The organism is Bacillus sp. NPDC094077 (assembly GCF_050279465.1).
In the GTDB taxonomy this organism is placed as follows: Bacteria; Bacillota; Bacilli; order Bacillales; family Bacillaceae_G; genus Bacillus_A.
The window spans coordinates 91,334-104,800 of sequence record NZ_JBNNUF010000013.1 but is presented as its reverse complement, the minus strand read 5'-3'; the positions used below and the strand labels follow the sequence as shown (position 1 = coordinate 104,800).

15 protein-coding genes and 1 pseudogene are annotated in these 13,467 nt (G+C 33.6%); 3 read left to right on the top strand and 13 right to left on the bottom strand.

Annotated features, from left to right (window positions below; genetic code table 11):
• Positions 1 to 53: 53 nt before the first annotated feature.
• The 8 genes from ACQKNR_RS23955 to ACQKNR_RS23920 form a co-directional block, all read right to left on the bottom strand.
• On the bottom strand, positions 54 to 1,715 hold the full coding sequence (locus ACQKNR_RS23955) for an alkaline phosphatase (RefSeq protein ID WP_427321258.1): 1,662 nt from the start codon (positions 1,713 to 1,715) through the stop codon (positions 54 to 56).
• A 252-nt stretch (positions 1,716 to 1,967) separates the two neighbouring features.
• Entirely contained in the window at positions 1,968 to 3,068 is a 1,101-nt protein-coding gene (locus tag ACQKNR_RS23950) for an ABC transporter ATP-binding protein (protein ID WP_427321256.1), read from the bottom strand.
• Between the two features lie 61 nt (positions 3,069 to 3,129).
• Positions 3,130 to 3,837, bottom strand: a complete 708-nt coding sequence (locus tag ACQKNR_RS23945; RefSeq protein ID WP_427321254.1) for an HAD family hydrolase — start codon at positions 3,835 to 3,837, stop codon at positions 3,130 to 3,132.
• A complete protein-coding gene (locus ACQKNR_RS23940; RefSeq protein WP_427321252.1) occupies positions 3,830 to 5,257 on the bottom strand; it encodes a CehA/McbA family metallohydrolase in 1,428 nt (475 codons plus the stop codon). Before ACQKNR_RS23940 ends, ACQKNR_RS23945 begins: the two co-directional genes overlap by 8 nt.
• 89 nt (positions 5,258 to 5,346) lie before the next feature.
• Positions 5,347 to 6,708 (bottom strand): extracellular solute-binding protein, encoded by a 1,362-nt coding sequence (locus tag ACQKNR_RS23935; RefSeq protein ID WP_427321250.1) that lies wholly within the window; start codon positions 6,706 to 6,708, stop codon positions 5,347 to 5,349.
• 25 nt (positions 6,709 to 6,733) lie between these two features.
• Positions 6,734 to 7,552 carry a carbohydrate ABC transporter permease gene (locus ACQKNR_RS23930; protein WP_427321248.1) on the bottom strand — a complete coding sequence of 273 codons (819 nt, stop codon included), beginning with the start codon at positions 7,550 to 7,552 and terminating at the stop codon, positions 6,734 to 6,736.
• 10 nt (positions 7,553 to 7,562) lie between these two features.
• Positions 7,563 to 8,429 carry a carbohydrate ABC transporter permease gene (locus tag ACQKNR_RS23925; RefSeq protein WP_427321246.1) on the bottom strand — a complete coding sequence of 289 codons (867 nt, stop codon included), beginning with the start codon at positions 8,427 to 8,429 and terminating at the stop codon, positions 7,563 to 7,565.
• Positions 8,430 to 8,593: 164 nt separating this feature from the next.
• Positions 8,594 to 9,382, bottom strand: a complete 789-nt coding sequence (locus ACQKNR_RS23920) for a DeoR/GlpR family DNA-binding transcription regulator (protein ID WP_427321244.1) — start codon at positions 9,380 to 9,382, stop codon at positions 8,594 to 8,596.
• A 489-nt stretch (positions 9,383 to 9,871) separates the two neighbouring features.
• Here ACQKNR_RS23920 and ACQKNR_RS23915 point away from each other — a divergent pair, with 489 nt between their 5' ends.
• Together ACQKNR_RS23915 and ACQKNR_RS23910 are read left to right on the top strand one after the other, a co-directional pair.
• Positions 9,872 to 10,354: a DUF2975 domain-containing protein gene (locus ACQKNR_RS23915; protein WP_427321242.1), complete on the top strand. Its 483-nt coding sequence runs from the start codon at positions 9,872 to 9,874 to the stop codon at positions 10,352 to 10,354.
• Between the two features lie 10 nt (positions 10,355 to 10,364).
• A complete protein-coding gene (locus ACQKNR_RS23910; RefSeq protein ID WP_427321240.1) occupies positions 10,365 to 10,580 on the top strand; it encodes a helix-turn-helix domain-containing protein in 216 nt (71 codons plus the stop codon).
• A gap of 40 nt (positions 10,581 to 10,620) precedes the next feature.
• On the opposite strand, the gene ACQKNR_RS23905 is transcribed toward ACQKNR_RS23910, so the two are convergent.
• A complete protein-coding gene (locus ACQKNR_RS23905) occupies positions 10,621 to 10,932 on the bottom strand; it encodes a hypothetical protein (RefSeq protein ID WP_427321238.1) in 312 nt (103 codons plus the stop codon).
• Positions 10,933 to 10,993: 61 nt separating this feature from the next.
• A pseudogene (locus ACQKNR_RS23900) lies at positions 10,994 to 11,311 on the bottom strand (YhfC family glutamic-type intramembrane protease); the annotation flags it as partial.
• A gap of 128 nt (positions 11,312 to 11,439) precedes the next feature.
• Between ACQKNR_RS23900 and ACQKNR_RS23895 the strand changes: the two are divergent.
• On the top strand, positions 11,440 to 11,667 hold the full coding sequence (locus ACQKNR_RS23895; RefSeq protein WP_427321236.1) for a hypothetical protein: 228 nt from the start codon (positions 11,440 to 11,442) through the stop codon (positions 11,665 to 11,667).
• 65 nt (positions 11,668 to 11,732) lie between these two features.
• Here the strand turns inward: ACQKNR_RS23895 and ACQKNR_RS23890 are convergent, their stop codons facing one another.
• Genes ACQKNR_RS23890 through ACQKNR_RS23880 form a run of 3 tightly spaced genes read right to left on the bottom strand, consistent with a single transcriptional unit; the run spans position 11,733 to position 13,459 of the window.
• Entirely contained in the window at positions 11,733 to 12,311 is a 579-nt protein-coding gene (locus ACQKNR_RS23890) for an HAD-IA family hydrolase (RefSeq protein ID WP_427321234.1), read from the bottom strand.
• Between the two features lie 24 nt (positions 12,312 to 12,335).
• Complete coding sequence (locus ACQKNR_RS23885) at positions 12,336 to 12,917, bottom strand: kinase (RefSeq protein ID WP_427321232.1); 582 nt, start codon at positions 12,915 to 12,917, stop codon at positions 12,336 to 12,338.
• A complete protein-coding gene (locus tag ACQKNR_RS23880) occupies positions 12,917 to 13,459 on the bottom strand; it encodes a GNAT family N-acetyltransferase (RefSeq protein ID WP_427321230.1) in 543 nt (180 codons plus the stop codon). The genes ACQKNR_RS23885 and ACQKNR_RS23880 overlap by 1 nt, the downstream gene beginning before the upstream one ends.
• Positions 13,460 to 13,467: the final 8 nt, after the last annotated feature.

Below are 13,467 nucleotides of genomic sequence, written 5' to 3'. Positions count from 1 at the left end.
CAAAACAAGTTGCCAATCGCTTAGCCTAGCTAGGATAAGTGATTGGCAATTTGTTAACGAGAATATTTTCTGAATAAATGGATCGCTTCTTCTGGTACATAAACCTTTCCATTGCTTTCTACAACAACACTTCCTAATTCATACTCTTTACCATTGATACGAATTATATTTTTATTAACAAATAATTGAGCTTCTACTTTATTATGCTTTACTACAAGCACCGGGTTTGATACATCAGTTTTGTCGCTTGTTACAGTTGCACCTATTTGTTTAAAGGCTGATTCACTCTCTAAAAATAATTGGTTTGTTACTTCTTCTAGGTTAAAGCCCATCGCTTTTGCCATCGTCTTCGCAATGTCCGTATTTTGAACGAAGCCTTTTGGTTTTTGAGGGCCATAGGAATATAAAAATACATCCTCACCCGTATGCCCTCCTGTCGTAAAACCTATATTCGCACGATTAGCCAATAATGTAGTAAGGGTTGGACCCACATCCGATTTCTTTTTTGCAACTTTTAACTTTTCTTTTTCACTACGAGTTAAGTTATCTAAACCGTAAAGTGTAGCTACATCTTCTACATTAGATAAATCACCATTTAATTTTTTCAAAGCACCTTCAAGTGTCAATTTCGCCTTTTTCAATGGATCTATGTAAGCAGTTACCGGCGTTGTATTATATCCTTTTGTCGTATTCCTATTCCCGATAGAAATACCGCTGTTACCATGGTCTGTTAAAGCAATGAGCAGTGTATCTCCGTCTTTTTTCGCAAATTGCAGCGCTTTTTCAACCGCTTTATCAAATGCCAATACATCGCTAATGATTCCAATTGTGTCATTCGCATGAGCTGCCCAATCTGGCTTGCTACCTTCCACAAATAAAAAGAAGCCATCTTTATCTTTTGATAATGTTTGAATTGCTTTTTCCGTCATTTGAGAAAGTGTTGGTTGTTCTGGATTGGTTGCTTCACGATCCATATCGAATACAAGGGCATTATGTGAGAAAGAGCCCCAAATTTTATTAGATTTAGAATTCAATAATGCATCGTTTGTTTCAACAAAGTCATATCCTTTGCCTTGTATCACTTTCACTAAATCTTCGTTATCTTTTCGAATTCCATTACTTTTCACAGGTAGAAGTGCCGCCTTCCCCCCGCCTAATACGACATCTATATTTTGATACACTTGCTGCTTTGCAAGTACCTCGAAGTGTTTACGATTCGCATGATGAGCCGAAAAACCAGCTGGAGTAGCATGCTGAATTTCAGATGTAGCAACAATTCCTGTTGCACGACCAGTACGTTTTGCGCCTTCTAGAACGTTCGCAACTGGCCGTAGCTTGTCCTCTTCTTTAATTGACTTTAAACTAGGTGAATTTACAATAGAAGGTAATACACCTACATATCCTGAATTTGATTTATTCCCTGTCGCTAAAGCTGTAGCTGCTGGGGCTGAGTCTGTAATAGCTGATTCCGCCGAATACGTACGAACACCCCCTGATAAGATTTGATCTATCGTAAGCGGTGCCCCTTTATACCAGCGCGTCAATGTTGTTGCTGAAGAACTCGTTCCGTCCATAACCATCATAATTACATTTTTCGGTTGGTGTCCTGCTTTTTTCTTCTCAGCTCTTACCTCGCTATCTTTCATTATTATTCCTGTTCCTAATAAACTTAAGGCTATCGTTAGTCCCATCACCTTTTTACTAAGGTTCATCATCACTGTCCCTCCATAGGCTGTTTCGACATCCACAATCTAATATTTGTATGTATACAAGACTTTAATTTCCATTTGCATTTATGCAAGTTGATAATAGTAATCCCCCTTTTTCATGAAGCTAACAACAACTAGTTCCCTAAAACAGTAAAAAAAGCCGATATCCTGTAAATTAAAGGATACTCGACTTTTTTACTATTCATTTAATTGTATTATTTGCAGAAACTTTAAAAATATAGTCACCTTTATTATTATCTATAAAACAATCCGTTTTTCAGTTTCTGAATCGAAATAATGAACTTTGTCCATGTTTAAACCGAGCTCTATATTTGATTGACTTTGCACATCTAAAGAAGTGTCCACACGAGCTACAAAGGATTGGCCATTTAGGTTAGAATATAGATATATTTCTGCCCCCATTAATTCTGCTACATCAATAGATACCGTTACTTTTGCGTTATATGGTAAATCCTCGATTGCTTTTCCATAATAAAAGTCTTCTGGACGTATTCCTATTATGATTTCTTTATTTGCATAACCATTATTTCGCAAACATTTCATCTTCTCTTCAGACACTTCAATTTTCCACTTATCAATCATAACTGCATTATCTGTTAATACTCCTTTGAAAAAATTCATTCCAGGAGAGCCAATGAATCCTCCAACAAATACATTCTCAGGATTTTCATACACTTCTTTCGGTGTACCGACTTGTTGTACAATACCATCTTTTAGTACAACCAAGCGTGTTGCCATCGTCATAGCTTCTATTTGATCGTGTGTAACATACACTGTTGTTGTTTGTAGCTGTTGATGTAATTTTGTAATCTCAGCACGCATTTGAACACGCAACTTCGCATCTAAGTTTGATAAAGGCTCGTCCATTAAAAATACCTTTGCATTTCGAACAATCGCTCGGCCTAAGGCAACACGCTGGCGCTGCCCACCTGAAAGTGCTTTTGGCTTTCGGCTTAAATACTGCTCAAGCCCAAGAATTTTTGCTGCATGTTGCACACGCTGGTCCATTTCTTCTTTACTATATTTTCGTAGTTTTAATCCAAATGCCATGTTTTCATAAACACTCATATGCGGATAAAGCGCATAGTTTTGAAATACCATTGCTATATCTCTATCTTTCGGTGTAATATCATTTACACGTTTTCCGTCAATATAAAAGTCACCCTCTGAAATCTCTTCAAGTCCTGCAATCATACGTAATGTTGTAGATTTCCCACACCCTGAAGGGCCAACCAAAACGATAAATTCTCCATCATTTACTTCTAGGTTAAAATCTTTTACGATTGTCACATCATGATCATATTTTTTGTAAATGTTTTTGAATGATAATTGCGCCATAATATCCTCCTAGAATTTGAGCTATATTTATAGATATTGTTAAAAATTATGATGACATGAATTATAAAATCTTCGAAATATCCTTCATGCTGTCTAAAATATAATCCGCTTTCCCTTCTAAATCTTCCTTCCTACTCGCACCCGATAAGACGCCCACTACTTTAATGTTACTATTTCTTGCAAATGTAACGTCTGTTAATGTATCACCTACCATAAGCACATCTTCTTCAGTTAGTGAAAATTTTTCTTTAAACATATGATAAAAATCACTTTCAGGTTTTGTTCTATTCACACCATCATCTGCACCTAAAAAATCTACGTAATCATATAACTCAGTCATTTTCAGAGAATGAATAGCTGCATCAACATCGTCTGCTGTAACAACCCCAATAATATATTTATTGTCTTTTAAATATCGTAACGTTTCCTTTGCACCTTCCACTTCTGTAAATACAAGATCATCTGCTGTAGAGTACTTTTTGAATAGAAGACATACATTACGAATAAAATTCTCCTTATCCACATGTTGATTTTCTAACAACGGATACCATGCAGCCGCAATAAAGTAATTTGTGCGACAAGCTAGTAAACTCGTACTCTCAAAGTCCTTATCATTCATGCCAATAATCGTTAAGTAATCATCTCTTTTACTTTTTTCATTTGGATACGTTTGAAATATATCATCCAACACACGATGCACAATTTTGTACCAAACTGAATCTAACTGTATTAATGTTCCATCTTTATCAAAAATAATCGCTTTATTCACCTTTTATTCCCCCTAAAACTTCATTCCATGTTTTCATATTTTTATACTGAACTTTATTATGAATAGGATTAATAAACGCTACTAATTCGTTCTCTTCCCATCCTTCAACTCTAGCGTACGTCCCTTCATTTAAAGAAAATGCAAAGGTTACATCGCTGCCATATTCTTTTTCAACCGTTCGTCCATTTATAAGTAGTCTCCACTCACACGATTTATCTGTTTGAACGTTATAAATAATGTTTCCTTTAGCCTCATCTCCGACATAAATCGTTTCACCTTCGTTTTGAATATCTATCACTAGATTTCGAAATCGAGAGAAATAAATTCTTCCGTTTTTGATCGCAAATTTTAAGTTTTTAATTGATAAACCGTTACATAATACATATGTTCCTGGATCACCGTAAATTGATGGGTCTTTTGATCCTGGGAATGTTTTAGACGGATGTAAATGAGAATCACTTCCTCCTATTCCCCAGATCTTAAGACCATTTGACCACATTTGATCGAAACAACGCAAAGCTTCTAAAGTAGATGATTTACTTTTTTTATAAGTTGGATCGCACATAATTTCCATCGTATGAACATTTTCTAAGTTAATATTAACTTGGTTCGCCCAAGGCTTCATAAATGGATGATTCACACTAACTAAATACCCTTTTTCTTTCATGAGTGAAAATAGTGTATTCATTTTTTCAGCGCTAAATGAATCATCTACATACTCTGTAAAATCAACGTATTCCCTCATTCCAAAAATGTTGTAATGACCGAAAGGAGTTGTTAGTTCCATAGATGGTATAATTAATGTGTTTCCTTTTTCATAAGATGGCATAACGATATTGTGTTCCGTCGCATATAAAAAATCTAATTCTTGTTTTTCACATACTTTCATTCCAAGTTCATCATCTATTTCGCCATCTGTTAAATCTGTATGTTCATGAAAATCACCTTTGTACCAGCGATGTTCTTCATTTATTACCTTATTAAAACGTTCTTCATCGATAAAAACATTTCCCTTACAAAAATGCTCTCTATTATATTTTCGTTCCAAATGATCATTCACTTCTATATTTACTGTATAGTCAACTTTTTCCCCAGTAAACTTTACTACTTTCTTTGCACAATGTGGTATATACACGACTTCTAATTTCCAATTACCTGACTGTATGTCCCCTCCAATACAACCAGCTGAACAAAACTTTGAATCTTTCGATACGACTAATTTTTCATGTACAATTGGAGTTTGATATTGTAAACGTACATAACCGTTAGGATCTCTTAAGATTAATAAAAGTGGAATTTTCCGGCTGTCTCCTTGATCAATAGTTAATGTAAAATTTGTAATTGCGGTTTCATCCATTTGGAAACAATGTTTATTTTTTACGAATGGAGAGAGTGTTATCGTACTTGTTATTTCGATCATCGTTCTCACACCTTTTTAAGTTTTAATGAAGGGATTTTAGAGGCACTTCCTTCATTAAAAAGCACCTCCCGTTAGTACCACAAACAGGTTTACTTCTTCTTTTTCAGAACTTTATCTAATTCTTCTTGCGCAACTTTAGCTGCTTCATCTAATGCTTTCTTTGCTGGAACTCCTTCAATCTCTACTTTATCTTTAGCTACATTTAAGGCGTCATTGATTTTCCCGCCCGTTGGATCTACAAATGGTCCCACTCCATAATTATTAGCTTGTTCTAATGGAACTAATGCTTGTGGTTGTTTTTTGACAAATTCAGCATATGGGCCATAATCTATTACATTGTTACGAACAGGGATATAGCCTGTTGCCATTGACCATTCAGCCGTTTTCTCAGTGCTTGTTGCAAATTTCATAAAGTCATATGCACCTTTTGCTACTTCTGGGTCAATATTTCTCGTTAATGTGAACAAATATGTTTCTAATTTTGGCGCTGGTTTATTATTACCCCAAGCAGGTTGGGGTAATGCTTCAAATGTGTTAATGCGTTCTTCTTCTGTCATTCCTTTACCTAATGATTTAAAAACAAATCCTTGGTCACCAGATGACCCTGTAAATCCTAGCGTTCTACCTTCAACTAAATCAATTACTGTTTTATCCCAATATTCCCACCCGGTACCACCTGAATGTATTTTCATAATTTTATCTTCATGTAACCATGTACGGAATTTATCCCATACCGTAACCCAAGTGTCATCGTTAATTAATACTTTTTTACCATCTTCGCTTAATACGTTTCCACCAGCACTGCGAACTGCATCAATTAAATTTGACGTCCCCCACATTGGCATCCAGCCAGCATATGTCACATTTCCATTTTCACCACGTTTTGCGACTGTTTTTGCTACCTTTTCTACACCTTCCCACGTCTTTAAATCATCTTTTGTAAAGCCATTCTCCGCTAATGCTTTTTTATTGTAATAAAAAACTTGCGTTGTACCGTAAAACGGAATTCCATACAACTTCTCATCAATTGTTGCTTGCTCCATAAATCCTTTTCCATAATCTTCTTTTTTAAATTCATTATCATCTTTAACATATTCATCCAAAGGTACGATTAACTGTTTTTTAACATATTCTTGAATGACATCTGAACCTAGTAATGCAATTGCTTCTTGGTTATTTGCTGCAAATCCACTTTGCAGCTTTTGATAAGACTCATCGTAGCTACCCGCTTTTGTCGTTTTCACTACATATTTGTCCTGACTCTTATTGTATTCTTCCACAATTTTATCTACACGATCTGCAAGAGAACCCCCTACTCCATTAATGAATGGAACAACAACCTTCTCGCCCTCTTTACTCGCTTTAACCGTACTTCCTTTTCCGCCTGAACAACCCGCAAGTGCACTAACAAACAATGTTATAACTGTTAGAAGCATGAATAGTTTTTTCATCCCACAAATCTCCTTTAACGTTTAATTACCCCTTTATTCCTGAATCAGTAACACCAGATAAGAACCATTTTTGTAGAATTAAAAATACGATTAAGAGTGGCACTGCTGCGATTGTACTTGCAACCATAATGTGTGACCAATCTCGTCCTAAAGAACTATTAATGAAATAATCAGCAATTCCATTTGTAATTAACTTTTGCGTATTATCTTTCAATATAAGAGCTGGCCAGATGTAATTATTATAATTACCAATAAATGTGACCAATCCTAGTGTTACAAATGATGATCGCGTCATTGGGAAAATAATCTTCCAAAGAATACGCCAATCACTTGCTCCATCAATTTTGGCTGCTTCTACAATTTCAAAACCAACTTTGTGAAATGATTGTTTTAAATAGAAAATACCGAATACGCTAACTGCCATAGAAATCATGTATCCAAAATGCGAATCAAGTAGACCGAATTTCCCTAACATTACATATACAGGTACATACGAAACAGCCCCAGGGATCATATAGGTTGCCATCACAACACTAAATGTAATATTTTTACCTTTAAATTTATAAAATGCCAACATATAAGCAAACAGTGCAGATGAAACAAGCACATATATTGTAATGATGAAAGAAGTATAGAAACTATTAAATAAATATGTGTTAAATGGAAGTATATCTAATACTTGCCGATAATTTTCCCAGTGAAATTCTTTAGGCCAAAAACCACCTTGTAATACTTCACTAGATGTTTTAAACGAACCAAGTACCATCCATATGAATGGAAAAACAAATAACATACTTGATAATGCTAAAAAGAGATGCTTTACAATTAATGGACCTTTTTTCATATTATTCACCTTAATAGTTCACCCACTTGTCACCTATTATTTTATTAATAACAGATAGTAGAATTGTAATAATTAGTATGATAAATGCAATTGCTGTTGCAGATCCCATATCAAACTGTTCAAACCCTTGTTGGAAGAATAAATAAAGTAACGTACGTGTCGAACCACTAGGTCCACCTTGTGTTAAAATTTTTATTTGATCGTAAGCCTGCACTGAAGAAATTGTATTGACAACAACTAAGAAGAAAGTTGTTGATGAAACCATTGGCAGTGTTACATATCGAAATTTCTGCCATGAATTTGCCCCATCAATACTAGCTGCTTCATATAAACTATCTGGAACTTTTTCTAATGCGCCGATATAGAAGATCATCGTCCAACCAACTAATTTCCAAACTGTCATAATAATGACTGCTAACATCGCTGTTTGACTACTCTGAAGCCAGTCCAAACCCGGTATCCCGAAAAAGTTTAGAACTTTATTAATAACTCCAAATTGAGGTTCATATAAGAGTGACCACACAATAGATACAGCTATTGTTGGCGTTACCCAAGGTGAAAAAATCATTAATTGGTATAATGCAGAACCCCTAAATTTCTTTCGGAAGAATAATGCGAATCCTAATCCTAATGCAATCGTTGGAATGACTGTTCCAATTCCGAAATAAAACGTATTTAACAACGCTTGCATAAAAGAATCTTGTGTAAATAAATTGAAATAGTTTTCTAGACCAACAAAGTTAAAATCATTCGTCATAAAATCCCAATCAGTAAAACTAATACCTAAACTAATGAAATTCGGAATAATCCAAAACAATATTAGAGGTATTCCAACTGGTATTAAAAAGAACACAGCTTTTGATAGTTTTATTTGCATTCTTGCCACCTCCTAATTCATATTGTACGAGTACATTATTAACACAATGTTGTTAATTTGTTAACTAATTGTAAAAACAACAAATAAACAAAATAAAACAACATATAAACAATAAAAGAAGACTATTTCTCAACTTACTAAGAAATAGCCTTCTTTCGGTTATTCTATACTGTTATTACTTCTACCCCATTACCTATTAACATATCTTTCCACACCTCATCGAGCTTAGCGTTTGTATATAATGCATCTATATCACTAAAATTCCCGCTTTTATAAAACTTTGTTAAATTAAACTTTGACTCATCTACCATCATTACAACTTGTTTTGCGTTGTTCTTTAACTGCTTATATATTTGTGCATCTTCAATATACGAACATGTCAGTTCTTTTTCTAATGAAATTCCATCACACGAAGCAAATAGCTTATTAACAGTAAAATGATCCAAATAGTTTAACGTCATCTCTCCAGACAATGCTAAGGAATTCGTATTCAATATTCCACCAATAACTATTAACCTACAATCAAAGGAATCATATTGTTCTTTAAGCTCAATTATTTTATTAACAGCTGGTATCGAGTTTGTTAAAATCGTCAAATTCTTTTTATCGTGTATGTAATCCAAAATTTGCATGGTGGTTGTCCCAATTTCAATTGCGATAATATCATTATCTTCTACGAGTTTACTTGCTTCCATTGCAATTTTTCGTTTTTCTTCAATATTCTCAGATCGACGTTTATCAAAATGAAATTCTAGTGTTAGATCTTTTTTCTTAATTGCACCACCATGTATTTTCGTAAGCTTCCCTTCCTTGTGCAACATATCTAAATCTCTTCGAATCGTTTCTGTCGTAACATTTAATACCTTTGCTAGATCATTTACCATAACTCGGTTATACTTTTCTAACTCATCTAGTATGTGTTTTCTTCGTTCAAATTGTGTGTACGATTTCATTTCATTAACACCTCATCAAATTACGCAAAATATTGATTTTCTAAAAACTCTTTTTATAAAGGGAAACTTTAATCAGTGGGGGTTTTGTTCATCCCCACTGATTATTAGCCCACACCAATCGGGCGTTTATGGGTAGTTCTAACTTCTTTGCCCCAGCCGAATTTTAAGGCGGGAGTCTTACTTTCCGCAAATAGCGGGATAAAAAAGACTTAATCATTACTTTTAACATAACATCATTTACAGAAAGAGGGAACGATTATCTTTACTTTAGAAAAATGTTATATATAATTTTTCTATATTCACCATACTTTTAATAACAGAAAATTCATTCATCCCAATCTTTTTGTAAACAGAAAAATAGTTATTATATTCATCTACCATCAATATTTGTTTAACAATAAAAACAAAATCAAAATGAATAAAAGTTTATTGTTAAACGATAAATTTCATGTTAAATTAAATAGACATTAAATAAATGAGGTGCTTTTTATGAAACAAGGATCAACACTCTTTTTAAAGACCGTTGTGATTCTGATTGGAATTCCTGTTCTTGCTATGTGTATATTTTTAGTTCCTAAAATAGGAAATTATGCTGCAGAGTTATATCCTGATATTACATATATAAAATATTTGATTTTTGTCCACTTATACGCAACAGCTATACCTTTTTACTTAGTTCTGTACCAAACATTTAAACTTTTAAACTATATTGACAAAAATAACGCATTCTCAGGTCTGTCTGTTAAAGCTTTAAAAAATATTAAATACTGTGCATTAACAATTAGTGTATTATATGTATTAGGTATGCCTCTCTTCTATCTTTTGGCAGAAAGAGATGACGCTCCTGGTATAATAATTATTGGGATGATTATGATTTTTGCTTCCATGGTTATCGCGGTCTTTGCTGCCGTTCTCCAAAGACTATTAAAAGATGCTATAGATATAAAATCAGAAAATGATTTAACAGTCTGAGGTGATACATATGGCAATTATAATTAATATTGATGTGATGCTTGCTAAACGGAAAATGAGTGTAACAGAGCTTTCAGAGAAAGTTGGAATTACAATGGCTAATCTTTCTATTTTAAAAAACGGAAAAGCAAAAGCGGTTCGATTTTCAACTTTAGAAGCAATATGTAAAGCATTAGAATGCCAACCTGGGGATATTTTAGAATATCAACATGAAGATACCGAATAAAAAGAGTCCTTCTCGTATGAAGGACTCTTTTTATTGCTCATTACGGTGCGAAATTAATTTGACCAGTAAACAATAATGTAATCGCGATAATCCAAAATATAAAGAACGATGAGGACAGTATTAATGATATGATAGCAATCCCCTTCTTCTCCGTTTTTTTCGTCATTGTGATTATTGAAAGTATCATACCTACACCTGTCAGGGTAATTGTAATATAATCTCCCACTATATTACCCGCATTCGCTATCCTTGTCGGAGTTACAAAAACAAATAAAAAACACATAATTCCGATGAGTAAAGATATATAACTTATTATACTGTACTTCTTTTTGGGAACTATTTCGTTTTTCATAATACCCCTCCTTTTTTATAGCTATGAGTTCATATTAGCACGAATAACCATAATTTGGTTAAAATAAAAAACCAGACTGCCAATCTCGATGTTTCATAAAATAATGCATTGCAATAAAACGAGCGATCTCTTCAAAAATTCCAGCTGACAAGCTAAGCACAATGACAAATAATATAGGCTGCATGACACTAAACATTTGAAAGGCTGTGCTATTTCCATTTAAATAATTTAATATTGGTATGCGAATCAACACTTGTGATACAACAAAAGCCAATGTACCTAATATATATGGAATGTATTGTTTCTTCCAAAAGGCATATATAAGTGCAACAAACGGTAATCCTATGCTGATAAACGCTGTAAAAATAAGACCATTCATCTCGCTTCATCTCTTACTTGAAGTGTATAAAAACAAGTGAAGAAAGTATGTAGTTATTTCCTATTCGGTTTCAGTTTCATCATAAATGGTCATCTCATGTTGATAATAGCTTTCTAAATGGTTTAAAAATGAAAAGATATGGATTAACATTAGTTTCTATCGATTCTTTACTACCTAGCGATATCCTTGTGTGGAAAAATGAAAATAACAAAGTAATACACGCTTCTTTTCATGTAGGCGACGGCTATTTCTTTAATAAGGATGGCCAATCATTCTTTAATCCATGGCAATTGGTACATATGGAAAACTTGTTAATTACATGGTGGAAAGAACGTATTGAAGTATATAGAAAATAAAGAAGTAATAATTCTAAAATATAAAGACTGTACCTTTTAAGATACAGTCTTTCACAAATGCTTATTTATAAAGAAACCCCTCTATCAATCACTACCTTAAAAAATTCCGAGTAATGTGATAAAGAATAATCTGCTACATCACTTTCACCTTGAAACATACATGTGAAAATACCTAATTCCTTTGCGGGTACTAAATCTAACTCTCTATCTCCAATAGCTAAATCAATATTGTGCTTTTTATGTAAATGATCATACGCTAAAGAGTGCGGTTTTCGAGGGAAACCATCGTCAATTGTAACCATATCGACGAAGTATTTGTCCCATCCGTAATATTTTAAAATTTCCATAACCCCTGCCCTATGTTTATGGGTCATAATCACATTTTTATCCGCAAATTTCAAAACTTCTTCAACACCTACAAAAGGTTTCATATCTTTTGGGGTGAATTTTTTCTTCAAAATTTTAATCTTTTCTTCTTGCACACATGAAATATTATAATAATGAATTGCATGAGAGTATGATATTTTCAATTTTCCGTATATTTCTTGTTTGTCTACTGTATCACCTAATACTTCAGAAAACATCATTGTATAAGCAGGATACGTATCAAATAGCGTCCCATCAAAGTCCCACAAAATATTCATTCCATTCACCCTTCTATTTTCGAATCATTGTATAACTAAATTCGCTCTCTTCTCCGGTGTTTCACTTTCCAAATAATAATCCTCTGCCTTCCAATACCTGTTTTCAAACTTTGAAAGGTTCTTCTGCGTTTTCTCACTCTCGCGAAGAAACCTTGTCTCTCTTGGACAATCCAAATACACCATATAATGAAAGAAATCTCTCCATTCTTTTCGCTGCAGAAAGACTCCTTCAATTACAATTACGCCTACTATAGGAATCTGTACTTTTTTCATTTCACATGTATCTGTATCCTCTTGATAGAAAGGCAATTTCAATTTCGTTTCATTTTGTAACTTTTGAAAAAATTTTTGCCGAAGCCATTCAATATCCCATTGTAAATAATAATATTCATACCATTCTTCAAATCCTGTATGATATCGTTTATTACGTTCCACTATATGATCATCAATATGAAAAATATGAAACGGAATGCCTTCTTGTTTCATATTTTCCTTTAAATGTGTTACGAATGTCGTTTTTCCCGAACGACTTAAACCATCTATCCCTAAAATGAATCTGTTTTCTTTATGTTTCTTCATAGCATTAATAATTTTACTCGTACTCATTACTTCTTCCACTCTTCATTTAATAAAGAGTATAAAATTGTATCATGAGCAACTCCCTTTTGAATCATATGTTTTCGAAGTAATCCTTCCTCTTGAAACCCTGCTTTTTCCAACAATTTTTGAGAAGCTTTATTTTCTACATATACGACAGCTGCAATCCTTATAAGTTGCAATTGTTCAAATCCGTAAGTTAAAATGGCCTGTAGTGCTTCAGTTGCATATCCCTGTCCCCAATATGTGTCATCCAATTCATAACCAATTTCAGCTCGTTTATGGTGATTGTTAATTAAATGAAATCCACATGTTCCGATTAATTGATCCGTTCCCTTTTTCTCAATTCCCCAGCGAAACACACTTCCCTCTTCATAACGATTTTTAAACGTTTGAATTGTTGTTTTCGCTTGCTCAATATTTTCGAAAGAATCCATTCCAAAATAACGTATAACAGATTCTTTCGAAAAATAACGAAACATCACTCCTGCATCTAATAGTGTAAGTTCTCTTAATAGTAAACGTTCTGTTTCTAATTTCGGAAACCCCATCTCTTTTT

Bases quoted from the DNA above. Each gene is read 5' to 3' on its own strand.
- ACQKNR_RS23955 (WP_427321258.1), bottom strand. From the start codon at position 1,715: ATGATGAACCTTAGTAAAAAGGTGATGGGACTAACGATAGCCTTAAGT.
- ACQKNR_RS23950 (WP_427321256.1), bottom strand. From the start codon at position 3,068: ATGGCGCAATTATCATTCAAAAACATTTACAAAAAATATGATCATGAT.
- ACQKNR_RS23940 (WP_427321252.1), bottom strand. From the start codon at position 5,257: ATGATCGAAATAACAAGTACGATAACACTCTCTCCATTCGTAAAAAAT.
- ACQKNR_RS23935 (WP_427321250.1), bottom strand. From the start codon at position 6,708: ATGAAAAAACTATTCATGCTTCTAACAGTTATAACATTGTTTGTTAGT.
- ACQKNR_RS23930 (WP_427321248.1), bottom strand. From the start codon at position 7,552: ATGAAAAAAGGTCCATTAATTGTAAAGCATCTCTTTTTAGCATTATCA.
- ACQKNR_RS23925 (WP_427321246.1), bottom strand. From the start codon at position 8,429: ATGCAAATAAAACTATCAAAAGCTGTGTTCTTTTTAATACCAGTTGGA.
- ACQKNR_RS23920 (WP_427321244.1), bottom strand. From the start codon at position 9,382: ATGAAATCGTACACACAATTTGAACGAAGAAAACACATACTAGATGAG.
- ACQKNR_RS23915 (WP_427321242.1), top strand. From the start codon at position 9,872: ATGAAACAAGGATCAACACTCTTTTTAAAGACCGTTGTGATTCTGATT.
- ACQKNR_RS23910 (WP_427321240.1), top strand. From the start codon at position 10,365: ATGGCAATTATAATTAATATTGATGTGATGCTTGCTAAACGGAAAATG.
- ACQKNR_RS23905 (WP_427321238.1), bottom strand. From the start codon at position 10,932: ATGAAAAACGAAATAGTTCCCAAAAAGAAGTACAGTATAATAAGTTAT.
- ACQKNR_RS23895 (WP_427321236.1), top strand. From the start codon at position 11,440: ATGAAAAGATATGGATTAACATTAGTTTCTATCGATTCTTTACTACCT.
- ACQKNR_RS23890 (WP_427321234.1), bottom strand. From the start codon at position 12,311: ATGAATATTTTGTGGGACTTTGATGGGACGCTATTTGATACGTATCCT.
- ACQKNR_RS23885 (WP_427321232.1), bottom strand. From the start codon at position 12,917: ATGAGTACGAGTAAAATTATTAATGCTATGAAGAAACATAAAGAAAAC.
- ACQKNR_RS23880 (WP_427321230.1), bottom strand. From the start codon at position 13,459: ATGGGGTTTCCGAAATTAGAAACAGAACGTTTACTATTAAGAGAACTT.